The organism is Spirosoma lacussanchae, assembly GCF_005870035.1.
GTDB lineage: Bacteria > Bacteroidota > Bacteroidia > Cytophagales > Spirosomataceae > Spirosoma > Spirosoma lacussanchae.
In genome coordinates this window covers 370,470-397,317 of record NZ_SWJG01000001.1, presented here as the reverse complement: position 1 = coordinate 397,317, position 26,848 = coordinate 370,470, and the positions used below count along the sequence as shown (strand labels likewise).

The following is a 26,848-nucleotide window of genomic DNA, read 5'->3' as shown; positions in this document are numbered from 1 at the left end:
TAGGGGTTCACACTACGGCCTGACCAGCCGTTTGTACGGCATCGTCAAAGCAGGCCAGTTCATCGGCCAGCACAAAGCGCGACTGCCGGGTGCGGGTCAGCACACAATCGCGGATATGAAGGGTCAGTAGTGTTGTCAGTTCGATCTCGCGCCAGGGCCGAACATCGGCCAGGAAGGGTTGCAGCACAGCCCGTTCGTGGCCCACGTCTTTCGGTGAGAAGCGCCAGGTTTGTTTCGCGGCTCCCTGCCAGATGGTCATCGACCGGAAATCATCGATCCGGGCCATGAGATCGCCACATTGCAGGTCTATTTGCTCACTGATGCCTTCGTAGGGCTCCGACCGGGCGGTCAGCACCAGGCTAACCAGATCATGCCGATCGGTGGTGAGCGTCACCGACAGGTTATCATCGGGTTCGGCCGGATCAGCCCAGGTCAGCTGGATGGCAAACCAGTCGGGGAAGCCGCGTTGGCTCATCAGGTGAACAGCCAGGTCGATCCAGTGACTTAGGTTGCCCAGGATGCGGGTGCCTTCGGACGGGTGGCGGTACCAGTGGTCGGGCGGGATGCGGTGGCCGTTGATGTGACAGCTGAGGCTGAAGGGAGCCGCGCCCGGCTGGGTACGTAGCCAGGTAGCCAGTTTGGTCGTAGCCGCGGCAAAAGGCCGGTTGTAGCCAGCCAGCAGCTGACCCGCGGCCGCGCGCTGCGCCGACGACAGCGCCACCAGCTGCTGTCGGGTAACCGCTACCGGCTTTTCTACGTATACATCGAGCCCCCGCTGTAGTCCCGCCAGGGCGTAGGGCGTATGCGACGCGTGTGGAGAGGCTATATACAGCACCCGCAGGGCCGGGTTGGCGAGCAGTTCGCCGGGCGTGTCGACATACCGCCGAAAGCCGTACATCCAGGCCAGCGACCGGGCCTGTTCGGCATCGGTGTCATACGCATCGAGGAAGCGATTGCCCCGGTGTTTGCGCAGGAAAAAACAGAGGGTGCTGAACGCAAACTGCCCGCAGCCAATAACCGACGTATCGGCCCGGCCCGGCCACCCCCGCCCCACCATCAGCCATACCGGCCATTGGGTACGGAGTCGACCGGCAGCTTTGGTAAGGGCCCGACGCCAGCCGTAGATCCCGGCAAATCGAACCAGTCGAGCTAGCTGCTGGGTCGTCATAGCGGAGCTGAAACCGGGCTGAAGAGCTGCTGGTACTGCGCCAGGGCGGCTGATTGGTCGAAGATGCGGTCCAGCACAGCCCGGGCGCCAATGGCCCGCTCGGTGTAGGCTATAGGCCCCATGTCCAGGCAGCTGGTCAGGACGTCGACCCAGCGATCGGTATGCAGCGGCAGGTTCCACCCGGCCCGCTGTTCGTACAACCGCTGCCAGGGGGTCTGGTCGCTGATGAGCACCGGTAACCCGACCGACAAGGCTTCGGCAATACCATGACCAAAATTTTCGCCGGACGTGGGCATCACCAGAAAGTCGTACGGTACAAGCGTGTCCCGCACGGCCGTCGGAACCACGTCGCCCCGGTACACGATCCGATGCCGGCTGGCACAAATACGCTGCAGACACGCCTGCCAGTAACGCTCGTCGACCACGGGGCCGTAGATGGTCAGGGTCACCCCCTCGGGAACCCGCTCCAGGCAGTCGAGCAGAAAAAGCAGTCCTTTGTTTCTGGCGATACGGGCCAGCCAGATCAACCGGAGCTGCTTAGCCTGTTTGTAGTGCGGAGGGCGCGGGCTGAGCCGAATGGGAAGGTCAGGCGCCAGCACAATCTGGTCGGCACCCACGCCCAGCCAGTACTGGATCTCCTCTTTTTCGTGGATCGATGTGGCGTGCCAGCGTAGCCTGTCGGTCATCAGCCAGCGTAACAGCTGTACATACGGTTGTTTTTTCCAGGCTTTCAGCCGGATAGCGCCCGGCAGCAGCTCGCCCCGCGGAGCCACGGTAATGGGGCGTTTCAGCAGGAGGCTGTTCAGCAACAGCAGCCGCGTAAATACCGAAAATAAACTGTTGGTATAGACCAGCGCTTCGGGCCGCTCACTCAGCAGTTGCCCCACCCGGCAGAAAGTGACCTGATCGGGTGGCAGGTACAGCACCTGATAGCCATCGCGGTGGAGCCAGTTCTCGGCCGCCAGGCCGGGATAGGCTACGGTGTCGCCGGCGTCGCGGTCGCGCGTTACAACAAACAGATCGTACTGATCCCTCAACAGGCTAATCAGGTTTTCGACAGCGGGAATAGGGCCACCAAACCGATAGCCAGGCCGAAAATGGTCGATAAAAATGAGCAACGAGGGTGTCAAGAGCAGCGCGTTTACCGGTAATTACCAGAACCGATAGACGTATATACAGCCCTGTAGTCACGAGCCATCTGGGCAGTAGAATACCGGTTGGCATTCTGCAAACCAGCCGCAATTCGCTCGCTTCGGCAGGTTTCATCCGCCATGAGCCGGACAATACCCGCCCGAATGGCAGCCACGTCGGTCGGGTCAACCAACAGCGCTGCGTCGGCCGCTACTGTTCGCATGGGCTGCCGATTGGCGGTAATGACCACCCGCCCTACGGCATTGGCTTCCAGAATGGGCATACCAAAGCCTTCGTACACAGACACGAACGTGACAAGGTCGCAGTTTGTATACAACTGAAAAATAGCAGCCTGGCTTAGGTCGGCATATGATTCATAATCGATCCGGCAGCGGTCGAGCTGTTCCGTGAGTTGGGGCGACAGTGGGCCAACCAGCACCAGCCGACACCGCAACCCGGTCAGCGCATCGATCAGCCGGGGCAGGTTCTTGTGCGGAGCCGTTCCCAGCTGGAGCAGGACCGGGTAATCGGACCGAAAGGGACGCGGGCTGTACTGAAAAATCGGGTCCGGCGCGTTCGGCACGACTACCACCGCATCAGCCCGACGCCCTACATACCGGCGGAGTTCCTGCCGGGTTTTGTCCGAGACGGTCGTTACGACAGCCGCCCGGCGCATGGGCCAGTAGAACCACAACAGCCAGAAAACCAGCCACCGAACCGGCCGACGCCGATTCTGATGCAGGGTAATGGCATCATGAATGGTCAGCACCGTTCGCGACGGCGGCAGCACCAGCGCCAGGTAATGCACGTCGCCCGTGATATGGTACACGTCGGCGGGTGAGGTTCGGGTCAGCCGGGCCACAAACCGGAGGTTCTGCCAGACGCTCCGAATACCGCGGCTTACGTGCGGCATCGTTACCACGCGGACTGTGTCGGCCGGCTCACGAGCCAGCTCCTGCCCGATACCGGCTACCAGCGACTCGATGCTGTGGCCTGTACCGGGGCTCCGTAGTAGCAGGGTTATGTTCATGATGGTGCTTCTCCAGACGCATTTTGGCCGTCGGTAGCCGACTGCGGGGCCGGGGTTCGTTTCGGGCTCAGTAGCCAGGCCAGTGCGTAGCAGACCAGTACCGACCGCAGACCGATCAGGAAGGTGATCATATCGGTCTCCAGCATCGACAGCGCCAGCGATACCAGCACACAGGCCGTCAGCAGCGCAAAGACCGGCCGCCGGTCCGACGACGCCAGCCGGTACACCAGCCCGACCAGCGCCGTCAGAAAACCCGCGTACACGATAAACCCCAACCCGCCAAAATCGACAAACGACTCCAGGTACAGCGTCTCGCTGATGTCGGTCAGGCCGATTCCGAAGGCGTGTTCATAGAGTTTTTCTTTTACCTCGATTGTTTGCTTGTCGACCAAAAAATCGCTGGGCGTCGCCACGAGCAGACTACCCACCAGTTGCTGTCCCAGCAGGGGCGACTGCGAACTGGTTCGGAACAGATTCACGAACTGGCCCAGCGCCAGCGACCCATAGCCCGCCCGCAGCGCCAGGTTGCGGTTCCGGAGCGCGCTGTATTCATCCGTATCAGCCTGCCAAAGCCCCGTCAGCATTTCCCACCCACTCATACGCTGGGCCGCTTCGAACCGATAAACGACCCGCAGGCGGTGGTAGGCATCGGCCAGCGCAAAGGCCATCATCGCCGTCAGCAGCAACGCCAGGCTATTTTTCAGCCGAAATGGCCGGCTTAGTGGCCGGTCGAACAGAATCCCTAATCCGGCCAGCCCGAAAAAGAAAAAGACGCTGCGTCGACCAAACAGAAAAAACCAGCCCAGCTCAACCGTCAGCAGCAGGCCGTAGAGCAAAACGTGTCGGTAGCGACCTCGGATGTACTGATCCCGGGCGTAATACCCCAGCACCACCGGCATGACCGGAACCAGCGGACCGGTCAAGGCCAGCAGCGGATGCGTAGGCGCCCCGTCCTGCGCCAGATCACGACCGCCGTAGACCACCGCCCCAATCGCCAGCAGATATCCCTGCGTCAGCAACAGCAGCCCGACCAGCCCCTGCAAACGACGCCGGTGGTCGGTCAAAGCTGCCAGCGCGGTCCGATGCAGCCGGGTTATGCGACCGGTCTGCTGAACCCGGTTGCCCACCAGCCACAACGTCAGCGCAAAGGCGTTGGCATACGCCTGCGCCAGGGCCAGATCGGTACTGGTCGTATGCGCCTGCTCAATAACATCGGTCCACAAACCGGCCTGCTGAATCGATAGCGCCAGCAGGCTGAACAAACCACCCAGCGAACTGAACAGCCCGATCGTGACAGCGGCTACCCGGAAAAAGTTGAGCCGACTCGCCGGATGGCGCAGCAGCCCGACCCCACCCAACCCGCTACCCGCCAGCGAGAGCAGGGCCGTACTGACAAAGACCGCATCGGCCGGCCAGACCAGCCCCAGACCCGCTACGGCCATCGCCAGCAGCAGGTACCACACCACCCGTCGATCAGCGTCGTGTTCCATTGGTCAGAGGCCCAGTATGGCCAGTAACTGCGCTACCCGCCGGTCAAACGTGTGATACTCCTGAAAATGCCGGTACTGCCGGTCGGCCAGCTCGTGGCGCTCGTCGGGGCGGGTCAGGTATTGCCTGATGCTGGCGATGGCTTCGTCGAGGGTATCGAACGTCACCTTGTCAGACGGCACTCCCGTACAGGCGGCAACCATGGGTTTATTGTCGCACAGCTGGAATCCGCCGATGCCGTTGATTTCGAAATATTTCTGATTGGCCGACGACACCTCGGCGTAGTGAAAGCCGTTGAATACCACTTTGGCGCCGTAGACGAGCCTATTTTTCTCCTCGCCTGTCAGGTAGCGCGTCCGCCATTCGACCGGGCCCGCCAGGTGTCGGTACCGACCGGGCTGTCCGTAAACCACCAGGCGTAGCCCCGCCCGCGCCAGCTGCCCGATCAGCCGGGCCCGGTAGGCGTACAGACTTCCGTAGACCAGCACGTCGACCTGCTGCCGGCGTTCGGCATCGGCTTTGGGGAGGCTGGGTCGGCAGTGTACGCGGGGATTAAATGCTTCGGGCAGGTAGTGGGCGTTCAGACCGGCTTTATCGCGCAGGAACGCCACCAGATACGGCTCTTTCGAGAAATAGCAGTCGTAGTCGGCCCCGATGATCTGCTGCTGCTCCAGGTTGGTGAGCGCATCGGGGTTGATCTGGGCAACGGGTACTCCCGGCAGATCGCGCTTCAGCCGGTCGACCAGCAGGGGATGCAGGTGACGGTATACGACCAGCACCAGATCGGGCCGACATTGCCGAATCCGACGGGCCAGCTGTCGGGCCAGCAGCCGGTCATACGGCTCCGCAAAACGGGCCATCCAGTAGCTGAACCGTACCGAAGCAGGCAGTCCGTCGGTTATGTCGACCAGTCGGGGATGGTGGCCCAGCGCCCGGAACGAATCTCCGAGGTGATACTCCAGCGAATCGAACGCCCGACATCCCACCAAGACAACCTTCATCGGTTTAGCTGTGCAAAGGCCTATAATCGCCAGTAATCGAACCCATCGTCAGGGCTAATGGTATACAATCCTTTTACGTCGAGCAGAATGGGCGTACCGTTCATCAGTCCCCGCAGATACGCCACCTCATATTGCCGGAAGGAGTCGTGCCCCACCGCCACGATAACGGCATCGTAGGGTCCTGCGGGCCGATCGAACAGGGCCAGCCCGTAGGCCTGGGCTACCTCCCGGGGCGATGCGTAGGGGTCAACTACGTGTACGCTGATAGCCAGTCCCATCAGCTCCCGAACCAGATCGACCACTTTCGAGTTGCGGATATCCGCCACGTTTTCCTTGAAACTCAGCCCCATCACCAGCACCCGCGACTGCGCAGGCTCCTTGCCATTGCGTACCAGCATCTGGTTCAGCTTAGCGGCAATAAACGATGGCATGGCTTCATTGATGCGTCGGCCGGAGTTGATCACCTCGGGGTCGTAGCCGAGCTGGCGGGCTTTATAAAGCAGGTAGTGCGGATCGATACCGATGCAGTGCCCCCCCACCAGCCCCGGCGTGAACGGCAGAAAATTCCACTTCGTGGCGGCCGCTTTCAGCACATCCTGCGTGTCGATCTGCATGCGGTCGAAGATGATGGCCAGCTCGTTCATGAGCGAGATATTCAGGTCGCGCTGTACGTTCTCGATCACCTTGGCCGCTTCGGCCACGCGGATGCTGGGGGCTACATGAATACCGGCTTCGATAATCCGGCCGTAGACCCCGGCGATGGTCTGAACGGCATCGTCGTCGCTGCCCGACACGACCTTAACGATGGTGGTCAGCGTACGAACCCGATCGCCGGGGTTGATGCGCTCGGGCGAGTAACCCACCTTGAAATCGGTGCCGAGCCGTAGCCCCGACGTTTGTTCGAGTACCGGCAGGCAGTCCTCTTCCGTACAGCCCGGGTATACCGTCGATTCATAGACTACATAATCGCCCGGTTTCAGCGCCCGGCCAACAGTTGCCGACGCCCGGCGCAGCGGCTCCAGATCGGGTTGGTTGTCGGCGTCGACGGGGGTGGGTACTGTTACAATGAAAAAATGGGCCTGCTGCAACCCGGCCGGATCAGCCGTAAAGCGAATGTCGGTACCGGCAAAATCGGCGGTTGTCATCTGCTGCGAAGGGTCCTGCCCCTGCTGCATCTGCGCCACACGGTCGGCATCGATGTCGAAGCCGATCACCCGGAACTGCCGCGCCAGCGCCAGCGCCAGGGGTAACCCCACGTAGCCCAGCCCCACCACCGCTATCCGTTTTTGTTTTGTTACCAGTTCATCGATCATTCGTTGCAGCGCTAATCCGCGCGGTTCATTCAGGTATTTCGGTATCGCTTCTGCAGTTGCGCAGGGGGCGGTCTGTGTCAGGCTGCGGGTTACCTCAGGTCCCGCCAGGTCAGCCAGCCGGGCCAGTCTACAGCCAGCGTCAGCACGTAGCCAGCGCCCAAAGCTAAGCCCCCCAGCCCAAACAGCAGCACCAGCAGGGTCCGTTTGGGTGAAACCCGTTCGAGCGGTACCGTTGGGGGTTCGAGGACTTTAAAGACCGGCGTCCGCTCCTGCACCTTCAGCCGGGCCTGTTCGTAACGCCGGGCCAGCTCGGTATAGAGCCCCTGCGCCAGCGTTAGCTCGTCGGTCAGGCGCTGTCGCTCCAGCGTGGCCGTTTGCAGAAACAGGCGCTGGTGCTGGTCGTTATGCCGAAACAGCCGGAGCTGCGCCGTCTGGTAGCGCTGGCGGGCGTCGGCAAGCTGCCGACGATAGAACAACAGATCCTGCCGGGCTTTTTCGGTGCGGTAGCCCACTACGTACTGCTGCAGGTAATCCATGGCCAGCTGCGCCACCGTGGCCGACGCGCTGGCATCGGGCATCCGGGCCGTAATCGTAATAATGCCGGAGCGCGTATCGAAGCGCGCACTCACCCGCTCGCCGACGGCCTCGATCAGGGCTTTCTGCCGCATCGACAGCCGGATGGGCTGCCCGGGCCGAACCCCCGCGGGTGGTGCCAGCTCGCGGCTACCCGCTCCGAACCACCGGCCAATCTGCGCGATCAGGCTACGCTCCGGGCGAATCAGCTGCCCAACGGTAGTCGTATCGCCCTGGCTCAGCCGCACGCGCTGATCGATCAGCGCCAGCAAAAAAGGGGTGCTCTGCAGAATATTGGGGTACAGATCGGGCCGGATGGTTTCGGTATCGGTGGCGTCGGCCAGGTCGAAGCCCGAAAACCCCGCCACCGACGCCAGCTGCCGGAGTCGGTCGCCCGACCCATCGGTCAGTTCGGGCATGACCCGCGCCCCGGCCGCATACTCGGGCCGGAGCAGCAGCGCTACCGCCACCCCCAACAGCGCGCCCGCCAGCCCAATCAGCCAGACCAGCCGCCGGTTGGCCCAAAGCACGCGCCCGATGGTTTCGGTCGACAGGTCGGCCCAGGCCAGGCGCTTCGGATGGATAGTCACAGGGTACAGATCGGGAGTGGTTCTGCCCTCTCCGACGTACAGACACGCCTAATGTCTCTGCTGACCGGTAAAAGTTAACGGCCGGGCGGGCGTTACATCCGCTGCATCAGCCGAACTACCATCTCGTTCTTCCAGGACAGGAAGTCGCCCGCTTCGATATGGGCCCGCGCCTGCCGCACCAGCCAGAGGTAGAACGTCAGGTTATGCAGGCTGGCAATCTGCCCGCTCAGCAGCTCGTCGGACTTGAACAGATGGCGGAGGTACGCTTTGGAGTAGAACGTGCTGGCATAGCCGCCCAGCCCTGCATCGATCGGGTTGAAGTCGCGGCTCCATTTTTCGTTCTTGATGTTCATGATGCCTTCCGTGGTAAACAGCAGGCCATGGCGGGCATTGCGGGTTGGCATCACACAGTCGAACATATCGACGCCCCGCGCAATGGCTTCGAGGATGTTGGCGGGTGTACCCACTCCCATGAGGTAGCGGGGTTTGTCGGCAGGCAGGATTTCGTTGACCAGTTCGATGGTTTCGTACATGGCTTCGGCGGGCTCACCCACGGCCAGGCCACCAATGGCGTTGCCCTCGCGCTCCTTGCTGGCGATGAACGTGGCCGACTGTTTCCGCAGATCGGGATAGGTGCTGCCCTGTACGATAGGGAACAGGGTTTGTTTGTAGCCATAATGTCCCTCGGTGCTGTCGAACCGGTCGATGCAACGGTCGAGCCAGCGGTGGGTCATCTCCATCGATGCGCGGGCATAGCCGTACTCGCAGGGGTAGGGCGTACACTCGTCGAATGCCATGATGATATCGGCGCCGATAGTCCGCTGAATGTCCATAACGCCTTCGGGCGAAAAGTGGTGCTTCGACCCGTCGATATGCGACATAAACGTGACCCCTTCTTCCTTGATCTTGCGCGTTCCCGACAGCGAATAGACCTGGTATCCGCCCGAATCGGTCAGGATAGGCCGTCGCCAGCCGTTGAACGCATGCAGTCCACCGGCCTGCCCCAGCACGTCGAGGCCCGGACGCAGGTAGAGGTGGTAGGTATTACCCAGAATAATTTCGGCGTTGATGTCGGTTTCGAGTTCACGCTGGTGAACGGCCTTCACGGTCCCGGCCGTGCCGACTGGCATAAATATTGGTGTCTGTATAGGCCCGTGATCCGTCGTAAGCAGCCCCGTCCGGGCCTTCGACTGTGGATCATGCGCCGTAATCGAAAAATTCATTCACAAAGATAGGGAAGGAGTGATGAGTTATGAATGATGAGTGATAAGCGATGAGCGATTGGCTATGAGCGATGAGTGACAGCTATGAGCCACCTGTGGGCGTGTCCCCACGGCCACCTTCGCGACAGCAACACCATCCGGACAGGTGTACGTGTCCCCACGGCCACGGGTGGCTCATCATTTATCACTCATCGCTCATCATTCATAACTCATCACTCATCATTCATTCCCGCTCATCGCTAATCGCTCATAACTCATCACTCTTCTTTACCTTTGCCGCTTCATTCAGATAATCAATTCACTACCGAACAACCGTTTACTTTTTCCGTGATCACTGCCCTCCTGATCGCCTGGCTGCTTGTGGTCGGCATTCAGCTCGTTTATATCCTGTTTATCTACACCCGAACGGCCTTTTACCGGCAGCCCCAGCGGATGGCGGTGGCGGTAGCCGAAGCGGTTTCGGCGCCTGTCCGATCGCGACAGGCCGCTGGTGAGACGCTGACCGACGACGAAGCCGCGGGCGTGACGGTCGTGGTTTGCGCCCATAATGAGCTACACAACCTGACCGAGCTGCTGCCCCTGCTCAACGAGCAGCACTACCCCACCTTTGAAGTGCTCGTCATGGACGACCGCTCGACCGACGGCACCGTGGCGTACCTCGAAAACGACATCGCCAGCCTCGACCGGGTTCGGTTCATCCGCATCGCCAACGAACACGAGCACGTTACCCCGAAGAAGTACGCCCTGACCATAGCCCTCAAAAAAGCCACCTACCCCACCGTCCTGCTCACCGACGCCGACTGCCGCCCCGCTTCGGCCGACTGGCTGGCCGGTATGGTCGCGCCCCTCACCGATCCCAGCCGCGCCATCGTTCTCGGTTTTTCGCCCTACGAAGCCCAGCCGGGTCTGCTGAACCTGCTCATCCGCGCCGAAACGCTGTTTACGGCCGTGCAGTACTTTTCGCTGGCGCTGGTGGGTCGGCCGTATATGGGCGTGGGGCGCAACCTGGCCTACCGGACCAAAACCTTCTTCGCCAACCGGGGTTTTTATACCCACAAGAACGTGCTCGGTGGCGACGATGATCTGTTCATCAACGAAGTAGCCACGGCCCGCAACACCGCCATCTGCCTCGACGAAGACACCTTCGTGTGGTCGAAACCAAAGGAAAGCTGGGCCGACTGGCGCATCCAGAAACGGCGGCACCTGAACGTAGGCAAGCACTACAAGCCGGGCCATAAATTCCGGCTGGGTCTGCTCACCGGCTCGCACGTGCTCAGCTGGCTGCTGGCCCTGGCGGCTGGTAGTGTGCTGCTGATAAAAGAAATACGACAGGCGCCGTTCACGACCGACGAATGGCTACTTTTGCTCGTTGCCTCGGGCGGGTTTGCGTTTCGGTGGCTGGCGTTCTGGGGCGTTGTGGGCCGAATCAGCTACCGGCTGGCGCATACCGTTCACTGGGCGCTGGTGCCGTTGACCGACCTGATGCTTGGCATCTATTACGGCCTGGCGGGTCTGAAAACCCTCTTCCGCCGACGTCGGCAGCGCTACCACTGGCGGTAGATGGCCAGAGAAGACCGATGAGCGGTCGGCAGGCGACCGGGCCACTTGAATGAACTGTGATGACTATTGATCTTCTGCTTACTTATTTTCCGAACCTGACAGAGCAACAGCGAGAGCAGTTTGCCGCGCTGGACGGGCTCTACCGCGACTGGAACGCCAAAATCAACGTTATTTCGCGGCAGGACATCGACGCCCTCTACGAGAAGCATGTGCTCCACTCGCTGGGTATCGCCAAGATTGTATCGTTCAAACCCGGCACCGAAATCCTGGACGTAGGCACGGGGGGCGGCTTTCCGGGCATTCCGCTGGCTATCCTGTTTCCCATGGCCGACTTTCATCTGGTCGACAGCATCGGCAAAAAGATCAAAGTGGTGCAGGAAGTAGCCGACGCGCTGGGCCTCACCAACGTCAGGGCCGAGCAGGCCCGCGTGGAGCAGCTCAACACCACCTACGATTTTGTGGTGAGTCGGGCCGTAACGCGGCTGAAACCGTTTCTGGGCTGGGTTCGCTACAAGATTCACAAAAGTGGCAACAACGACCGCCCCAACGGGGTTTTGTACCTGAAAGGCGGTGACCTGACCGAAGAACTCGCCGAAGTCCCTGACCGGTACCGGGTCTACGACCTCTCCGATTACTTCAAAGAGCCGTTTTTCGAAACCAAAAAAGTAATTTACGTCCCGAAGAAATAGGTATCACGATGAAGAAACACCGGTTCGCCAGGTATAGCTAATGGCCGTCGGTTATGCGTTAAAGTTATGGTCGGGCAGCATCGCCGGTGCAGACACGGACCACAGTGTCGGGATGCGCGCTACCCGAACCAACTAAACCCCGGAGGCACTTTACCGACAACCGGATTTCAGTATCGACCTACCCAAATCAACTATGAACGAAAAATTCCATTCCAGCAGTTTCAAGGACCCCATCAACCGCGACGAGGTTGAGTTCAACGACAAAGGGGTTACGTTCCGGGTGCGCAAGCTCATTGGCGGCACCGACAACTTCGTATTCTACTCCGACATTTCGGGCGTCGAGATCGACAATGGCGTTTTCTTCTCGACGGTGCGGGTGATTCCGCGGGCGCGGCCGGAGATCGTGATCCGCAACTTTACCAAGGGCGACGCCCGGCGCATCAAGGAGCTGATCCTGCAAAACGTACCGAACAACCGGCCCGACATGTTTGGCGGTCCTCAGGGCGGCTATCCAGCGCGCTGATCATCAGCGGGGTAGCCAGCCTATACCGCCTGCTACCCTCTGACGGTATATTTTTTCTGGAAATATACTTGCGCGGTGTTGTGTTACGCACTACTTTTGCACCCACAATAACCGACACACTCCCGAATAGCTCAGTCGGTTAGAGCATCTGACTGTTAATCAGAGGGTCGCTGGTTCGAGCCCAGCTTCGGGAGCAAAAGCCATTTAGCAGCAATGTTAAATGGCTTTTTGATTTTTTGACCCGCTGGTTGACAGAACCTGATTAAAGGTATTTATCGATGCTGCTCAGGCAATGGGCCGGGCCTTGCTCTTCACTCCATCCGGATTATTACAAATCTCGCCGGGTTTACCAGTTTTAGTCATCGACCCCGGTCCATCATCTTCGAAAGTATAGATTATGGACCGGGGTCGATGACTAAGCGAAATGGCAGGCTATTTGCCAGGGTTACCAGTACGCCACTAAACCAATCAATCATTTCTGAATCAAAAGCTTACCCCGTTTGTTATCTATTATACAGTCCTTGCCGTTTCAACGTTATTCAGTAACTTTAGCGTTTGTGTTTTATGAATGCGTCGCACCATATGATCAGTATTCCAGAGGAAACAGGCGTAACCGTTGATATGACGGTGGCCTCGATGGCCGCAAAAGCCGTTCATACGGCCTTTCTAGATGCGCGTGTCAGTAATCAACCCGTTGTGGTGGCAGAAGGCGATGAACTGATCGAGCTGGGGCCTGACAATCGCCGAACCGTTCTGAAACAGTTGACACCTCTGCAAAAGCCTACCCGGCGGCTGCTGATCATCTCCTAACATATCGTGCCTACCCTGACCTTATTTGCCGGACCCAATGGTTCCGGTAAAACTACCATTGTCAAGTACGTACGGCAAAACGTTCAGTATCCTTATCCGCCCGATACGGTCTACCTCAATGCCGATGATTTGGAACAGGAACTGCGCAGAAACCCCTTCTGCGATTTACGAATTTTTGGGCTTTCGGTACTTCCATTATCCAGATGGAACCGGTTTGTGCTCACCTCTACCCTTACCGATAAAATTTGCCAGGTTAAACGGATTACAACCGAGCAACTACTGAAATGCGTAAAACTGGTACATGGCGTAATCATTATCAGAACGGTTCCTGTTGAAGGCGACCCCGACCGGCTCGATGTCGACTCGTATGTAGCCGCCCTCATCATTGATTTCATTCGGTACGCCCTCATCGAAGCCCGGAAATCATTTGCATTTGAAACGGTCATGTCGCATGTCGACAAACTGGACATCATGCAACGGGCCAAAGAGGCTGGCTTTACAGTACGCCTGTACTACATCACCACCCGCGACGCCGACATTAACGTGGCCCGGGTCAGGTTTCGGGTGGCCTCCGGTGGTCATCCGGTCAATGAAGCCAAAATTCGCAGTCGATACATCGGTTCGCTCGATAATCTGGCCGGGGCCCTTCGGCTATCCGACGAGGCCTTTCTGTTCGACAATTCGACCAACGGTCAGGATAGTATCGAGGTAGCCCGCAAAACCGGCAGCGACCTTACCGTTTCTACCGACCTGGTTCCTGACTGGTATATCACCTACGTTGAAGAGAAGTTTCTGACCAGTTAGCTTCATTGTACCCCTGTCACGCAGCCAGCCGTCCGTACGAATTGCGTCTGACGGAGACAGCACCTTCATCGCTTTCAGGACCCGCAGATTGGTTTTCTATTCAGCTTCGCGAACCCTGATCTGAGCAACAATGGGTCTGGTTTGTCATCGCCTGATTATCTCTTTTTATAGCAGTCAATGATCAGTAGGCCATCCCGCTACCCTGGCGAACCGGCGATACCGTGCATTCATAAGCACAAACGCATAGCTTTGCCGATGGCTTTTCCCTAGACCGATTATGCGACTTTCGTTTGTTTTTCTGATGCTGCTGGTGCTTCCTGCCTGGGCGAAGGTAACCGATACCCGTCCTAAACCCCGGGTGCTGGTACTGACCGATATAGAGAATGAGCCCGACGATACGCAGTCGCTGATTCGGTTTCTGCTCTATGCCAATCAGTGGGATATTGAAGGCTTGATTGCCACTACGTCGGTTCATCAGCAGGAGCGGGTTGCGCCCGAGAAAATAAGGGAGGTCGTTACAGCCTACGGGCAGGTCAGGGCGAACCTGGCATTGCACGAACCCGGCTATCCGGAAGCCGCGCAGCTATTGGGTCTGATCAGACCGGCCCTGCCCCGGTTCGGCAGGCAGGCGGTTGGTCCCGGTAATGACTCGCCCGGCTCGGACTTGATCATTCAGGTTGTCGACAAAAACGACGAGCGGCCCGTCTGGGTGCTGAGCTGGGGCGGACCGAACTGCCTGGCACAGGCGCTCTGGAAGGTATCGATGACCCGATCAGCGGAAGAGCTGAACCGCTTTATCGCTAAACTCAGGGTCTACACCATCTCCGACCAGGATGATTCGGGGCCCTGGCTGCGCAAAACTTTTCCGTCGCTTTTCTACGTGGCCAGTCCCGGCGTATATGGCCGGGGAGCGTACCACTACGCCACCTGGAACGGCATCAGTGGCGATCGGCACCACGGTCGGTTCACGGGTGCCGATTTTTCGCTGGTCGATAACCCCTGGCTGGATGTCAACATCCGGCAGGGTCACGGCCCGCTGGGAGCGCTGTATCCGCTTACCAAATACCTGATGGAGGGCGATACCCCATCATTTCTGCATTTGATCGACAATGGGTTGAACGTCCCCGAACACCCGGACTATGGCGGCTGGGGCGGCCGCTACGAATACTATCAGCCCCGCACCCGACCCTGGTTTTCGGAGCCGGAGACCCGCCCGTTTTTCACCGACGCCGACGATGAGGTGAAGGGGGTCGACGGACACATGCACCGGAGCAATCAGGCCACTATCTGGCGCTGGCGGCAGGCCTATCAGCATGACTTCGCGGCCCGGATGGACTGGTGTGTGAAGCCGTTCAGCGAAGCCAACCATCCGCCCCGGGTCGTGCTGAATCACCCGGCGGCCCTAAACGTAACCAGCGGAGAGCCCATCACCCTCAACGCGCGGGGCTCGACCGACCCCGACGGCAACTCCCTGACCTACAACTGGCTCTATTATCCGGAAGCCGGTACGTATCTGAGCCATCGGGACCTGGTGATCAGCCAGCCAGCCGCCCCCGCTACTACCCTGACGGCCCCCGATGTCAGCAAACCCGAAACGCTGCATTTTATCGTATCGGTAACGGATAACGGCAGTCCGGCTCTGACACGCTACCAGCGCGTACTGGTAACGGTCCTGCCAAAAAATCGGTAGACCGCTGGCTAAAGCACTGGGGCGGGGAACAGGCTCCTCTTCCGATCTTTCGGGTATGCAGACGTTGCTTTGTTCACTCCTGTTGCTGGCCCGGCCCCTGGCAGCGGCTCCGGCCGAGCCGCCCCCGCAGACGCTCAACCAGTATGTGGCGTTCCTGAGTCAGTCGGTCGACGTGGTCAACGGGCGCTGTCTGGCCCTGAAAGCGTATGAGGCCGAGGTGCAGCGGTATCGCAAAAAAGCCGATGGTACGCTGCGGCTGCCTTCGTCGGGGCCGCTGGAGACGTATTATTACCAGAAAGCACTGGCCGCTACCGGACTGACTGCCGCCGAACGGCAATTGTTGACAACCGGCGCGCAGGGCCTCTGGCAACGGCTGAACCAGATCGACCAGACCGGCAAGGCCCTGGAAACCTACGTGCGCCTGGGCGATTACCGGCGCGACAACCTGAGCCGGTCCGACTCGCTGGTACGCGCGCTACAGACCCTCGCCGGTCAGTTCGGCCAAGAGAAGGATGCCTGCTACCAGCAGATCCGGCAGATTTACCGGCGGTACCAGCCCTACCAGGCCAGCGACCCGTATCTGGTTGCCGAACACGAGATGGAACAGGTGCTGCAAAGCCAGCAGGCGCTGCTGTCGGCCCTCCCCTTCGTGCTCCACGACGATAGCCCCGCGGCCTGGCCCGCTGACCGGGTGCAGCAACATATGCTGGCCGATGCGGAACGGCTGCAACGCTTCGGCCAGACCGCCCCCCGGATCGGCTACCCGGCCTCGTCCATGCTGGCGTCGTTCAAAACGGCTTTACAGGCCATGCAGGCCCTCAAAAGCCGGGCCATCGATGACAATACCTATGCCGCCCGGCAGTCGGCCCGGCACGGGAACGAGGTGTACCTGGCCCTGCTGCAGGCGCTCAATCAGGATTTGCTGGCCATGTATCACAGCTTTGTCAACTACAGCCAGTCGGCCCGGGCGCTGCTCGACTACCCCTCGGTCAGCATTACTTTCCTGACCGAGTCACCCGCCCCGATCAGCCGGACGGTTGCGTCGGCTGCGCCTTTTGTCAACAGCCCCCCGCTGGCGTTCAGCACCCGCCCGGCAACGGCACCGGCCAGCCACGCTACGTTTCTGGCCCTCAACGCCTATGTCGATTTCATCAACGAGTCGCTCCGGCAGCTGCATACGCTACAGGTCGGCCTGCGCAACTACCAGTCGTCGGCGGAGTACCAGCGCGATCCGGCCCGGAGCCAGAAACGGGCGGCCCTCACGTATGCCCACGACGACTATAAACTGCCCACCTCCCTCTATCAGCTGCTGCGGCTCAACAGCCAGTCGATTCCACTTCCGTACCGGGCTTCGGTCAGCGGTCAGGCCGAGGTGCTCATGAACATGCTGATCGAGATGGACCAGCTGAGCATCGAACTGACGAACTACACCGCCGACAAACGCTACCAGCAGGACCAGCTACAGCGGTCTGACGCTATCCTGGACCGTTATGCCTACCTGTTCGATGCGTTTGATCAGAAGAAAGAACGGTTATATACCGACATCCGGCGTATTTACGAAAGCTACCCCACAGCCAGTCCGGGCAGCTCGTGGAACCGGGCCGGAAAAGCCCTGCTCAGCGCAGTTGACAGTAACCGGGCCGTGCTGGCGGGTATCCGGGCGTACCTGAGCGGACAGTCGGACCGGCTACCCGAAACCGCTTCTCTCGAAGCCATGGGCCGGCAGCTGATGGCCGATGAGTATTCGAACCTGAACGGCCTGACCCGCTACGGACGCAGCAACGGACTCTGCCCCTACACTCCCTACGAAGACCTGGCCGAGAGTTCGCTGCGGTTCGCGGAGCTGACAAAGCGGATCGCGTTACCCCGGCCCACTGCCACCAGCCATCCCTACGAGTCGGTCTATTATTTCTACAACAATCAGCTCATTTACCCTTACAACAAGTTCTGCGAGCTGGCCAAAGAAAACCGGCTGAAAGCCATTAACCAGCCCGACCTGTTCGCGTTTCGCCGGCAGGCGTCGGCTACGGGGTTGCCCCCCGCTCCGGTACCGGTCAGCCCGCCCGAATCGGCACGCGCTCGCCGGGAGCCATCGCCCAGCCCGGCCACAACGCCGGCAACGCCCGTTTCACCGCCCTCCGCTCCTGTAGCTGCCGGACCGACGCTGCGGGATACGGTTTATGTGGAGCGGCTGCGGGTCGACACGATGTACGTCGACCGAAGCCGCGACCGGGCGGTCAGTCCGTCGCTGGCGGGATTTGCGCCGAACAACATGGTGCTGCTGCTCGATGTGTCGGGCTCAATGGATTCGCCCTATAAACTGCCCCTGCTGAAGCGGTCGGTCAAAGCGCTGCTGACCCTGCTCCGGCCCGAAGACCAGCTCTCCATCGTAGTTTATTCCGGCAAAGCGCGGGTGGCCCTGAAACCAACCTCCGGAGCGCATGTCGATGAGATTGCCCGCGTCATTGACGAGCTGACATCGACGGGCGATACCGACGGGAATGGCGGGCTGAAACTGGCCTACAAGGTGGCGGACAAACACTACATCCGGGCCGGTAACAACCGGATCATTCTGGCTACCGACGGCGAATTTGCAATCAGCGGGGAGGTACTTCAACTCATCGAAGATCGCGCCCGGCAGGACATCTCCCTGACCGTTTTCACCTTTGGCCGCAACGCCCTTACCGGACAGGGCCTCCAGAAGCTGAGCCAGCTGGGTCGGGGCACCTTCGTTCATGTTACGCCCCAAAACGCCACCAACCAGCTGATTCTGGAAGCGCAGGCCAGGCCCGTTCGGTAAGCAACCTGATCTGGCCAGTAAACGAATAATTAGCTCAGGGCCAGTCCGGCCAGCGGCAAATCGAACCACCGGGCCAGTACGGCAACGATCAGGTTATGGTCATCGCGCTGGGGCAAACCCGACACGGCCAGCGTACCGACGCAGCCCGTTCCGCGCAGGATCAGCGGGAAACAGCCGCCAAAGGGCGCGTAGTCTCTGAGGTCGAGGCCCGAGCGTTCCTGCAGGGAAGTTTGCCGCTGTTGCAAATCGAGCCCAACGGCGTAGGAACTCCGGTGGAAACGCAGCACCACGTTTCGTTTGCGCCGAATCCAGTCGGCATTGTCGGCGGTGGTGCCGGGCATGGCGTAGAAGAACAGCGGCTGACCAGCCAGCTGGATCTCGATGGCAACGGCTTTACCGGCGGCTTCGGCAGCTTCTTTGAGCCGGGTGCCGAGCTGCCAGGCGGTATCGGCCGTGAAGGTATCGAACTGGAGTTGCTGCTCCTGAACGGCAAGCTGGTCGAGATCGGCCTGTATATCAATGGGGGCGGTATCCATAGGGAGCGGAATAACGGGTTAGGGCCGGGTCGTGACTGAGGAGCTACCGCTTCTGACGACCCGGCCCTGACAGAACCACAGGCAGCGGCTTCTCTACTCGTCGGTCCAGCGGGTCAGGCCCAGCAGTTTTTTCCCCAGCTCGCTTAGTTCGGCGGTCTGGTGGCGGGTGCGCTCCCAGCCACGCGGGTCGCCGGGAAAGGCGTAACCTTCGGGGGCGATGCGGTCGCGCCAGGACGTGATGCGCCACTGCCGCAGGGCTTCATTGTCTTCTTCGGCCGGCATCATGGAAATATACTGCGCAATCCGCACCTTATCGGCCGAGCGGTTGGGCCGGATGCCGTGGGGCTGGGTACTGTTGAAGATCAGCAGATCGCCCGCGTCCATCTTCACCTTGACCAGCTTGTCTTCGAAGCCCGTAATATCGGGTTTGAACCGGTCGCGGTCGGCGGGTTGGGTCAGCTTCCAGGTGTCGTAGGTACGATACAGCTCGGGTATGCACTGGAAACCACCCATGTTCTCGTCGTTCTGATCGGCCAGGGCCAGCACGCCCTGTACGTTCTGGGGGCGGGTTTCGGGGTCGTAGTCCCAGTGAATGAATCCTTTGAAGGTATCCTGCGGACGCAGCGGAAAATTCAGGTTAGCCCGGTCTATGGTTACCCAGAGGTGCTCGGTGCCCCAGATGTCGACAAACGCATCGTAGACACGGGGATACTGGCGGTTGTCCCACTGGTACTGGTGATTGTAAAGTTCGACCATGCCGCTGCCGATCAGCTCTTTCATCTGCATGTCGGCCCGCGGGGGCGCGTACCAGGTGCCGGGGTCATTGGGGTCTTTTTCTTCAAACGCCCACAGAAAGCGGGCCAGTCGCTCGGCCTGCTCGCGCGGCACGGCCTGTTTGACAACGATATAGCCGTTTTCTTTCCAGAACTGCCAGTCGGCTTCTGACAGTACCCGCAGCGGTTTGACCGTTTCGCCGGCGCGGTCGCTCAGGCTGATTTTGCTGCTGGTAGCCGTTGAGGGGTTGCCCGGAATATCTTTGTGGGCGTTGGCGGGCGCCATGGTCGGCGTCATGGTTGGGGTTGCTTCCATACGAGCTGATCGGTAAAAACAGGGTTTGGTTAGAACAAAGGTAGCCCGACCGGAGCAGGAGGTGTTACTACGAAACTAGCCCTTTTTTGTACTATATTGCTCTCAGATAGTACCAGACTCTGGCAAACCGGCAGATATGCACAAAACCCGCCCCGTATGAAACTAGCGCTCGAACAGATCAGCCCGGATGCCGACAGCTCGTTCCATATCCTGCTGACGCCCCAGCTGAGCGACGTTTTCCTGTGGCATTACCACCCGGAGTACGAGATCGTGTTTATCGAAGGCGCCAGCGGCACCCGCCACGTAGGCAACCACATGTCGCGCTACGAAGGCAGTGATCTGGTCTTTATCGGCCCCAACGTGCCGCACCTGAACTTCGACTACGGGGTTAGGACCGAGCACCGAAAAGTGGTGGTCCAGCTGAAAGAAAATTTTCTAGGGGAGGTGTTCTGGCAGGCACCCGAGCTGGCTGCTATTACCCGCCTGTTCGAGCGCGCCCGGTCGGGGCTGTCGTTTTATGGGGCTACCAAGCAGGCCGTTGGGCAGCAGTTGAGCCAGCTGGCCGGGCTGCCTTCGTTTGAGCGGCTGCTCAGCTTGCTCCGCATCTTTCAGCAACTGGCCACCAGCACCGAATACACCCCCTTACACGGCCAGGCGGTAGCCAGCGCCTATAACCTCAACGAGCAACAGCGGCTGAAACGGGTGCATCAGTTCATTACTGACGAATATGCGCGTAAAATCGAGATTCCGGAAGTGGCCGCCCTGGCCAGTCTTACCGAATCGGCCTTTTGCCGATCCTTCAAACGAATTACCGGGCTTACGTTTACCCAGTTCCTGAACCAGTACCGGATCAATCAGGCGCAGAAGCTGCTGCTCATGGACCATACCGTATCGGAAGCCTGCTTTGCCTGCGGATTCGAGAGCCTGTCGTATTTCAACCGCATTTTCAGGCGACTGACCGGCGAGAATCCGCTTCAGTTCAAGAAACGCCACCGCCAGGAACCGCCCTGATCTTTTTTGTCATTCCGCCGAAGAAGGGATAACAACGTGAGCAGATGATAAAAAACGGCGGGGCGCCTTACAGTTTAAACGCCAGGCCGGGTTCGGTGGGCATGGAGGCCGGGTGGAGGAGCTGGAGCAGAACGGCCCGCTCGGGGGCGGAGAGATGCTGCTGAAGATACCCGGCCAGGTTGCCATAGGTAGCGGTTGCGAAAGCCGGATGCAGCGCCTGATACGCGCTCACGCAACGGATGATCTGTTTCAACTGGCCTGCGTACCTCAGCTGCCGATCGATCTGTTCCGACGAGTCCGTTTCGAAGAGGGTCATCAGCACGCAGCGTATACTCGTGAGGGTTGCGGCCTTGTACAGTTTCCAGATCATGACTATCATATTTAACTAGTTGGAGAAATAAACCAGCCTGCTTAGTGCATAAATCGTTCCAGAAGCGGGGGTGACCACGATTTTCTGGAACGATTTATGCTTGTTACAGTGCTAATTCTCAAATTTACTATTTTAGCTTTAAAGCCAACTCATTGTTACTAACAAAACAATGATCCGGCTATAAGTAAACAGTTACACCCAAATCTGGTACATGAAAAAGTAAAGAAGTATCATACATCGTTATTATCACCTCAACCCTCTTTATATCAAACACTTATGAAAATACAATTAAAATGTATTTATCGATGAATGGGTAACACCAGTCAATTGTTGTCCGGAAATAACTGACCCTTATTAAAATTTGAGCTGGCCACCTGAATAATTACGTATATGGTTTTTAGTAAACTTATAATTTGCCATATTTGACACTTGTAACTTTACAGCAAGCATAAAGACAACCTCATGGAAAACAGCTACCACGTCCTTCATATAGATGATGACGTTTTCATCAGAAGAATCATCGAGCAGGCTCTCGGCGCCCAGTTTAAGATTACCTCATTTGCCAATGGTATGGAAGCGATGATGTGGCTGGAGTCGGGCAACGTGCCAGACATTATCCTGACTGATCTTCGGATGCCGATGCTCGATGGCACTGAAATGATCGATCTGATCCGGAGCAGCTCCCTGTATCGGCACGTACCCATTATCGTGCTGTCCAGTGCCGACGACAGCGCGCTGAAAGTGAAATGCATTGACCAGGGGGCCGACGATTTCATCATCAAGCCGTTCAACCCCCTGGAAATAGAGGCTAAAATCAAAGCCTTACTCCGCCGGGCCAACGATCGCCGGACCTTCCGGACTGATTTCGATGCCGCACGACTGAGCCCTTTCAGACAGTAACTCTCCTTCTCTGTGATGACTTCAGACTCGCCCGTCAATACCGTTGATTTCCGCATACTGTATGTTGAAGACAACGCCGAAAGAGCCTCTGATTTCGTGCAGGCGTTTGCTACGCTGGGGTCGGTAACGGTTCTTCCCGGCCGGTCAGAAGCGCTGGCAGCCCTCCAGCAGGGTCGGCCTTACGATCTGGTCGTGGTCAATGATGAACTGGGTGGGCTGAAATTCCTCAACAGCATCGACACGATCCGGCTCGACCAGGCGTTTGCCGTTATGCTGCTCAGCCCCAACGCCGAAGCCGATACGAACGTGCAGGCCGAGGGTCAGCCCATCATTGACGTATTTCCGCTGGATTACGACCCCACGGCGGTTCGGCAACGGCTAACCTACCTGATCCGAAAAAAAGAGTACAAAACAGCCTTTACGACCTTCGACAACGAAGAGCCGCTCCGGATGCCCCTCGGCAAACGCCTGTTCGATATTGCCGTGTCGGCCGGGGTGCTGCTGCTGATCTCGCCCCTGCTGCTGGTAGTGGCCGTGCTGATCCGGCTCGACTCCAAAGGGCCTATTCTGTACAAATCCAAGCGGATCGGTATGGGTTACAAACTGTTCGACATGTACAAGTTCAGGACCATGCGCACCGGGGCCGACAAGCTCATTTCGGGGATGGCGTCGCAGAATATGTACCAGTCGGCCCAGCCCGAGCAGGCTCCCGATGCGCTCTGCGAAACCTGCCAGCAGGCGGGTACGTCCTGCCAGCGGCCGTTATTTCAGGACAACATGCAGGTCTGCGAGATTCAGGTGCAGCGGAACCGCAAGGCCAAAGCCATGTTCATGAAGTTCAAGGAAGATCCGCGCGTAACCCGCCTGGGCAAGTTCCTGCGCAACACGAGCATCGACGAGCTGCCGCAGCTGTTCAACATCCTGAAAGGCGATATGTCGTTTGTGGGCAATCGTCCGCTGCCGCCCTACGAAGCCGAAAAGCTGACCACCATCGGCTACGCCCGCCGGTTTGCGGCTCCGGCGGGGCTGACGGGACTCTGGCAGGTAACCAAACGCGGTAAAGCCGGCGTGTCGGATCAGGAACGGATTCAGCTCGATGCGCTCTATGCCCGAACCTACTCCTTCCGGACCGATCTGATTATTCTGATCCGGACGGTGAAGGCTGTTTTCCAGAAAGAGAATGTATGAACAGCCAGCCGCTCGTTTCGCTGATCATCCTGAACTACAACCAGGTTGAGGTCACCTGCGCCCTGCTGGCGTCGGTGCAGCAGCTGACGTATCCATCGCTCGAAATCATCGTCGTCGATAACCATTCGGCCCAGAACCCCGAACCGGCCATTACAGCAATAGGCCTGCCGAACCTGCGGCTCATCGTTACCGATGCCAACCTGGGCTTTGCGGGCGGCAACAATGTGGGTATCCGGCAGGCCACGGGCGACTTCCTGCTTATTCTCAACAACGATACCGAGCTGGCCCCCGACCTGATCGAGCGCCTGCTGGAACCCTTCGCCACCGACAACGCCATTGGGGTTACCTGCCCCAAAATTCGTTTTTTCGACCATCCGACCGTTATTCAGTATGCCGGCTATACGCCCCTGAACACGTATACCGGACAGGCGTGGGCCGTCGGCAGCCATCAGGCAGACCGGGGCCAGTTCGACCAGCCGGGGCCTACGCCGTTTGCCCACGGCGCGGCCATGCTGGTCAAACGCGACGCTATCGAGCGGGCCGGCCTCCTGCCCGAGCTGTATTTTCTGTACTACGAAGAACTCGACTGGTGCATCCGAATCCGCGAGGCAGGCTATGTCATTTATTACCAGCCTTCGGCGCTGGTCTATCACAAAGAGTCGATATCGGTGGGCAAGGGAAACCCGCTGAAGGTGTATTACCAGACCCGAAACCGGATTCTGTTCATGCGCCGGAACGTGGCCCCGCCCCGGCTGCTGTTTTTTTTGCTGTACTACGCCGGCCTGGCTTTACCGAAAGCCATGGTGCGCTACAGCCTGCGCGGCCAACTCCCCTTTTTGAAGGCGCTGCTCAACGGCGTCGGCTGGAACCTGCGCCATAGCGTAGCCCGGCCGGCCCCGCTGCCAGCCGACGCCGTAACCCTGTTAACACCCCCTGTGTATGCGAATCGGAATTGAAGCTCAGCGACTCCTCAGACCTCATAAACACGGTATGGACATTGTGGCGCTGGAGCTTATCAATGCCCTCCAGCAGATCGACCATGACAACGAGTATTTCATCTTTGTCCGGCCCGACGTGGACGAAGGCTGCCTTAGCCTGCGCGAGAATTTCACCCTGGTCAAGGTAACGGGCAACAACTACGTACACTGGGAGCAGGTGGCACTCCCGAAAGCCATTCGCGACTACCGGCTCGACGTGCTGCACTGCACCGCCAATACGGCTCCGCTGATGCCCGGCGTTCCGCTGATCCTGACCCTACACGATGTGCTGTTTCTGATGCCCGCCTTCGGCATCAATACCGCTACTGCCTACCAGCGCTTCGGCAACCGGTACCGGGCCCTGCTGGTTCGGCGGCTGATCCGGCGCTGCCACAAGATCCTGACAGTGTCGCACTTTGCCAGCCAGCAGATCAAGGGCGAGTTGAATCTGGCCAAAACGCCCATCGAGGTACTTTACAATGGCGTCAGCGCCCGGTTTTCGGAGCCCATCACCGACCAGCAGCGCGACCGCGCCAGGGCCAGCTACCACCTGCCTGAGCGGTTTATGCTTTTCCTGGGCAGCGCAGATCCGCGCAAGAATATGACAACGGTGCTGAAGGCTTTTATTCGCTACGGCCAGATCGACACCGACGTGCAGCTGGTTGTCAGCGGCAAGCTCCCCGCATTCCTGAAGCAGCTACTCACCCCCGACGAGTATGCGTTTGTGGAACAGCGTTGTCAGTTTATCGGCTATATCGATAACGACGACCTGCCGGCCTTGTACGCCCTGGCCGAAACGTTTCTGTTCCCGTCCATCAGCGAAGGTTTCGGCCTGCCCATTCTGGAAGCCATGGCCTGCGGCACCCCCGTTATCACGAGCCGGGTTACCTCCATGCCCGAAGTGGCCGGAGATGCTGCGCTGCTGGTCGACCCGCACCAGCCTAACCAGATGGTGGTGGCCATGCACCGCCTTCGCCACGACCCCGCGCTCCGGCAAACGCTGATCGAACGGGGCCACAAGCAGGTGGCCCGTTTCTCGTGGCAACGCTCGGCTCAGCAACTGCTGGCTACCTACCGTACCTTTGCGCCGGCCCCGCAGTCGGTCACGACATCTACCTATTCAATGGTCTAACTAGCTATGCAGCTCTTCCTCCTGTTGTGTCTGGCCATTGTGGCCTATACCTACGTTGGTTACGGGATCGTGATCACGATACTGGTAGCCCTTCGGCGCTTGATCAAAGGTCGCCGACCGCTTCCGGCCGATGATTCGTACACGCCACTGGTAACGCTGATCATTCCGGCCTACAACGAGATGGACTGCCTGCCCGCTAAACTCAGCAACTCGCGCGCGCTCGATTACCCCGCCGGGCAGCTCCGCTTTCTGTTCGTCACCGAAGGCTCGACCGACGGGTCTACGGCTTACCTCGAAGCCCTACGCGACGCGGGCGACCCGCAGATCAGCGTCCTGGGCGGCACCGAGCGGGCGGGCAAGGTGGCGGCTATGAACCAGGCCATGCAGCACGTCAGCACCCCGCTGGTTATTTTCAGCGATGCCAATACCCAGCTCAACCCCCGCGCCATCCGTAATCTGGTGCGCCATTTCTACGACGAAGGCGTAGGCGCGGTAGCGGGCGAAAAGCGCATCGAGGTGTTCGATGCCGAAGCGGCTGCGGGCGCGGGCGAAGGGCTCTACTGGAAATACGAATCGTACCTGAAGCGGAAAGATGCCGAACTGCATACGGTCGTTGGCGCGGCCGGGGAGCTGTTTGCCCTCCGTACCAACCTATATGAACCCGTTGAGACGGATACGCTGCTCGACGACTTCATGATCTCCCTGCGCATTGCGGGTCGGGGGTATCGGGTCGAGTACGAACCCGAGGCTTACGCGCTCGAGCGGCCTTCGTTCTCGATCGTGGAGGAGAAAAAACGTAAAGTTCGGATTGCGGCCGGGGGCTTCCAGTCGATTCGGCGGCTGCTGTACCTGCTGAACGGATTTCGCTACGGCTGGCTGACGTTTCAGTATGTGTCGCACCGGGTGCTGCGCTGGGCCGTCACGCCGTTTCTGTTGCCGCTGATCTGGCTGGCCAATCTGGCGCTGGTGCTGGGCATCGAACCGCTGTCGCCCCTGGCCTACGGGGTCTGGGTGCTGCTGTTTATTGGTCAGTGTGCATTTTACGGGGCCGCCTGGTTGGGTTACCGGCTGGAGCATCGGCAACTGCGCGTCAAAGCGCTGTTTGTGCCGTTTTATTTCACCTTCATGAACGGTTGCGCGATTCTGGGTTTTCAGCGCTATTGGCGTGGCAACACCTCCGGTATCTGGGAAAAAGCCCGTCGCGCCACCGATCTACAGTTAGCCAAGTAGAGACGCAACCGCGACGGCGGCC

Annotated in this window: 24 protein-coding genes and 1 tRNA gene; 14 read left to right on the top strand and 11 right to left on the bottom strand. The window is 59.2% G+C overall.

Annotated features, from left to right (window positions below):
- Positions 1-7: 7 nt before the first annotated feature.
- The 8 genes from FBR45_RS01625 to tgt form a co-directional block, all read right to left on the bottom strand.
- Positions 8-1,168: a Gfo/Idh/MocA family protein gene (locus FBR45_RS01625; RefSeq protein ID WP_138498740.1), complete on the bottom strand. Its 1,161-nt coding sequence runs from the start codon at positions 1,166-1,168 to the stop codon at positions 8-10.
- Positions 1,165-2,298 (bottom strand): glycosyltransferase, encoded by a 1,134-nt coding sequence (locus FBR45_RS01620; RefSeq protein ID WP_138498738.1) that lies wholly within the window; start codon positions 2,296-2,298, stop codon positions 1,165-1,167. Before FBR45_RS01620 ends, FBR45_RS01625 begins: the two co-directional genes overlap by 4 nt.
- 11 nt (positions 2,299-2,309) lie before the next feature.
- Positions 2,310-3,329 carry a glycosyltransferase family 4 protein gene (locus tag FBR45_RS01615; protein ID WP_138498736.1) on the bottom strand — a complete coding sequence of 340 codons (1,020 nt, stop codon included), beginning with the start codon at positions 3,327-3,329 and terminating at the stop codon, positions 2,310-2,312.
- Entirely contained in the window at positions 3,326-4,819 is a 1,494-nt protein-coding gene (locus FBR45_RS01610; protein WP_138498734.1) for an O-antigen polymerase, read from the bottom strand. The genes FBR45_RS01615 and FBR45_RS01610 overlap by 4 nt, the downstream gene beginning before the upstream one ends.
- Positions 4,820-4,822: 3 nt before the next feature.
- Positions 4,823-5,818, bottom strand: a complete 996-nt coding sequence (locus tag FBR45_RS01605) for a CgeB family protein (RefSeq protein ID WP_138498732.1) — start codon at positions 5,816-5,818, stop codon at positions 4,823-4,825.
- Between the two features lie 20 nt (positions 5,819-5,838).
- A complete protein-coding gene (locus tag FBR45_RS01600; RefSeq protein WP_138498730.1) occupies positions 5,839-7,131 on the bottom strand; it encodes a nucleotide sugar dehydrogenase in 1,293 nt (430 codons plus the stop codon).
- A gap of 89 nt (positions 7,132-7,220) precedes the next feature.
- On the bottom strand, positions 7,221-8,294 hold the full coding sequence (locus FBR45_RS01595; protein ID WP_138498728.1) for a Wzz/FepE/Etk N-terminal domain-containing protein: 1,074 nt from the start codon (positions 8,292-8,294) through the stop codon (positions 7,221-7,223).
- Between the two features lie 92 nt (positions 8,295-8,386).
- Positions 8,387-9,517 (bottom strand): tRNA guanosine(34) transglycosylase Tgt, encoded by a 1,131-nt coding sequence (tgt, locus tag FBR45_RS01590; RefSeq protein ID WP_138498726.1) that lies wholly within the window; start codon positions 9,515-9,517, stop codon positions 8,387-8,389.
- A 327-nt stretch (positions 9,518-9,844) separates the two neighbouring features.
- On the opposite strand from tgt, the gene FBR45_RS01585 reads away from it, so the two are divergent.
- The 8 genes from FBR45_RS01585 (at position 9,845) to FBR45_RS01550 (ending at position 18,393) form a co-directional block, all read left to right on the top strand.
- On the top strand, positions 9,845-11,077 hold the full coding sequence (locus FBR45_RS01585) for a glycosyltransferase (protein ID WP_138498723.1): 1,233 nt from the start codon (positions 9,845-9,847) through the stop codon (positions 11,075-11,077).
- Between the two features lie 59 nt (positions 11,078-11,136).
- Positions 11,137-11,766, top strand: a complete 630-nt coding sequence (rsmG, locus tag FBR45_RS01580; protein WP_171044812.1) for a 16S rRNA (guanine(527)-N(7))-methyltransferase RsmG — start codon at positions 11,137-11,139, stop codon at positions 11,764-11,766.
- Between the two features lie 193 nt (positions 11,767-11,959).
- Positions 11,960-12,289: a hypothetical protein gene (locus tag FBR45_RS01575; protein WP_138498721.1), complete on the top strand. Its 330-nt coding sequence runs from the start codon at positions 11,960-11,962 to the stop codon at positions 12,287-12,289.
- A gap of 120 nt (positions 12,290-12,409) precedes the next feature.
- Positions 12,410-12,483: transfer RNA gene (locus tag FBR45_RS01570), tRNA-Asn, on the top strand.
- Positions 12,484-12,853: 370 nt separating this feature from the next.
- Complete coding sequence (locus FBR45_RS01565) at positions 12,854-13,099, top strand: hypothetical protein (protein WP_138498719.1); 246 nt, start codon at positions 12,854-12,856, stop codon at positions 13,097-13,099.
- 6 nt (positions 13,100-13,105) lie between these two features.
- Complete coding sequence (locus FBR45_RS01560) at positions 13,106-13,903, top strand: zeta toxin family protein (RefSeq protein ID WP_171044811.1); 798 nt, start codon at positions 13,106-13,108, stop codon at positions 13,901-13,903.
- A gap of 277 nt (positions 13,904-14,180) precedes the next feature.
- The gene (locus FBR45_RS01555) at positions 14,181-15,593 is read left to right on the top strand and encodes a DUF1593 domain-containing protein (RefSeq protein ID WP_138498715.1); all 1,413 of its coding nucleotides are present in this window, start codon (positions 14,181-14,183) and stop codon (positions 15,591-15,593) included.
- Between the two features lie 55 nt (positions 15,594-15,648).
- On the top strand, positions 15,649-18,393 hold the full coding sequence (locus FBR45_RS01550) for a vWA domain-containing protein (RefSeq protein ID WP_138498713.1): 2,745 nt from the start codon (positions 15,649-15,651) through the stop codon (positions 18,391-18,393).
- 29 nt (positions 18,394-18,422) lie between these two features.
- Here the strand turns inward: FBR45_RS01550 and FBR45_RS01545 are convergent, their stop codons facing one another.
- On the bottom strand, positions 18,423-18,929 hold the full coding sequence (locus tag FBR45_RS01545) for a heme-degrading domain-containing protein (RefSeq protein WP_212748610.1): 507 nt from the start codon (positions 18,927-18,929) through the stop codon (positions 18,423-18,425).
- Positions 18,930-19,022: 93 nt separating this feature from the next.
- Positions 19,023-20,018, bottom strand: coding sequence for a phytanoyl-CoA dioxygenase family protein (locus FBR45_RS01540; protein WP_138498711.1), 996 nt, complete (start codon positions 20,016-20,018; stop codon positions 19,023-19,025).
- A gap of 156 nt (positions 20,019-20,174) precedes the next feature.
- On the opposite strand from FBR45_RS01540, the gene FBR45_RS01535 reads away from it, so the two are divergent.
- Positions 20,175-21,029, top strand: coding sequence for an AraC family transcriptional regulator (locus FBR45_RS01535; RefSeq protein WP_138498709.1), 855 nt, complete (start codon positions 20,175-20,177; stop codon positions 21,027-21,029).
- 67 nt (positions 21,030-21,096) lie between these two features.
- On the opposite strand, the gene FBR45_RS01530 is transcribed toward FBR45_RS01535, so the two are convergent.
- Positions 21,097-21,399 carry a hypothetical protein gene (locus FBR45_RS01530; protein WP_138498707.1) on the bottom strand — a complete coding sequence of 101 codons (303 nt, stop codon included), beginning with the start codon at positions 21,397-21,399 and terminating at the stop codon, positions 21,097-21,099.
- A gap of 462 nt (positions 21,400-21,861) precedes the next feature.
- Here FBR45_RS01530 and FBR45_RS01525 point away from each other — a divergent pair, with 462 nt between their 5' ends.
- Genes FBR45_RS01525 through FBR45_RS01505 form a run of 5 tightly spaced genes read left to right on the top strand, consistent with a single transcriptional unit; the run spans position 21,862 to position 26,826 of the window.
- Entirely contained in the window at positions 21,862-22,299 is a 438-nt protein-coding gene (locus FBR45_RS01525; protein WP_138498705.1) for a response regulator transcription factor, read from the top strand.
- 15 nt (positions 22,300-22,314) lie between these two features.
- Complete coding sequence (locus FBR45_RS26800) at positions 22,315-23,487, top strand: sugar transferase (protein WP_138501842.1); 1,173 nt, start codon at positions 22,315-22,317, stop codon at positions 23,485-23,487.
- A complete protein-coding gene (locus FBR45_RS01515) occupies positions 23,484-24,443 on the top strand; it encodes a glycosyltransferase family 2 protein (protein WP_138498703.1) in 960 nt (319 codons plus the stop codon). Before FBR45_RS26800 ends, FBR45_RS01515 begins: the two co-directional genes overlap by 4 nt.
- Positions 24,427-25,596 (top strand): glycosyltransferase family 4 protein, encoded by a 1,170-nt coding sequence (locus FBR45_RS01510; protein ID WP_138498701.1) that lies wholly within the window; start codon positions 24,427-24,429, stop codon positions 25,594-25,596. Before FBR45_RS01515 ends, FBR45_RS01510 begins: the two co-directional genes overlap by 17 nt.
- 6 nt (positions 25,597-25,602) lie before the next feature.
- Entirely contained in the window at positions 25,603-26,826 is a 1,224-nt protein-coding gene (locus FBR45_RS01505) for a glycosyltransferase family 2 protein (protein WP_138498698.1), read from the top strand.
- Positions 26,827-26,848 lie beyond the last annotated feature (22 nt).

Coding starts and splice junctions, on each gene's coding strand:
- FBR45_RS01625 (WP_138498740.1), bottom strand. CDS start 1,168: ATGACGACCCAGCAGCTAGCTCGACTGGTTCGATTTGCCGGGATCTAC.
- FBR45_RS01615 (WP_138498736.1), bottom strand. CDS start 3,329: ATGAACATAACCCTGCTACTACGGAGCCCCGGTACAGGCCACAGCATC.
- FBR45_RS01610 (WP_138498734.1), bottom strand. CDS start 4,819: ATGGAACACGACGCTGATCGACGGGTGGTGTGGTACCTGCTGCTGGCG.
- FBR45_RS01605 (WP_138498732.1), bottom strand. CDS start 5,818: ATGAAGGTTGTCTTGGTGGGATGTCGGGCGTTCGATTCGCTGGAGTAT.
- FBR45_RS01600 (WP_138498730.1), bottom strand. CDS start 7,131: ATGATCGATGAACTGGTAACAAAACAAAAACGGATAGCGGTGGTGGGG.
- tgt (WP_138498726.1), bottom strand. CDS start 9,517: ATGAATTTTTCGATTACGGCGCATGATCCACAGTCGAAGGCCCGGACG.
- rsmG (WP_171044812.1), top strand. CDS start 11,137: ATGACTATTGATCTTCTGCTTACTTATTTTCCGAACCTGACAGAGCAA.
- FBR45_RS01575 (WP_138498721.1), top strand. CDS start 11,960: ATGAACGAAAAATTCCATTCCAGCAGTTTCAAGGACCCCATCAACCGC.
- FBR45_RS01565 (WP_138498719.1), top strand. CDS start 12,854: ATGAATGCGTCGCACCATATGATCAGTATTCCAGAGGAAACAGGCGTA.
- FBR45_RS01555 (WP_138498715.1), top strand. CDS start 14,181: ATGCGACTTTCGTTTGTTTTTCTGATGCTGCTGGTGCTTCCTGCCTGG.
- FBR45_RS01550 (WP_138498713.1), top strand. CDS start 15,649: ATGCAGACGTTGCTTTGTTCACTCCTGTTGCTGGCCCGGCCCCTGGCA.
- FBR45_RS01545 (WP_212748610.1), bottom strand. CDS start 18,929: ATGGATACCGCCCCCATTGATATACAGGCCGATCTCGACCAGCTTGCC.
- FBR45_RS01540 (WP_138498711.1), bottom strand. CDS start 20,018: ATGGAAGCAACCCCAACCATGACGCCGACCATGGCGCCCGCCAACGCC.
- FBR45_RS01535 (WP_138498709.1), top strand. CDS start 20,175: ATGAAACTAGCGCTCGAACAGATCAGCCCGGATGCCGACAGCTCGTTC.
- FBR45_RS01530 (WP_138498707.1), bottom strand. CDS start 21,399: ATGATCTGGAAACTGTACAAGGCCGCAACCCTCACGAGTATACGCTGC.
- FBR45_RS01525 (WP_138498705.1), top strand. CDS start 21,862: ATGGAAAACAGCTACCACGTCCTTCATATAGATGATGACGTTTTCATC.
- FBR45_RS26800 (WP_138501842.1), top strand. CDS start 22,315: ATGACTTCAGACTCGCCCGTCAATACCGTTGATTTCCGCATACTGTAT.
- FBR45_RS01515 (WP_138498703.1), top strand. CDS start 23,484: ATGAACAGCCAGCCGCTCGTTTCGCTGATCATCCTGAACTACAACCAG.
- FBR45_RS01510 (WP_138498701.1), top strand. CDS start 24,427: ATGCGAATCGGAATTGAAGCTCAGCGACTCCTCAGACCTCATAAACAC.
- FBR45_RS01505 (WP_138498698.1), top strand. CDS start 25,603: ATGCAGCTCTTCCTCCTGTTGTGTCTGGCCATTGTGGCCTATACCTAC.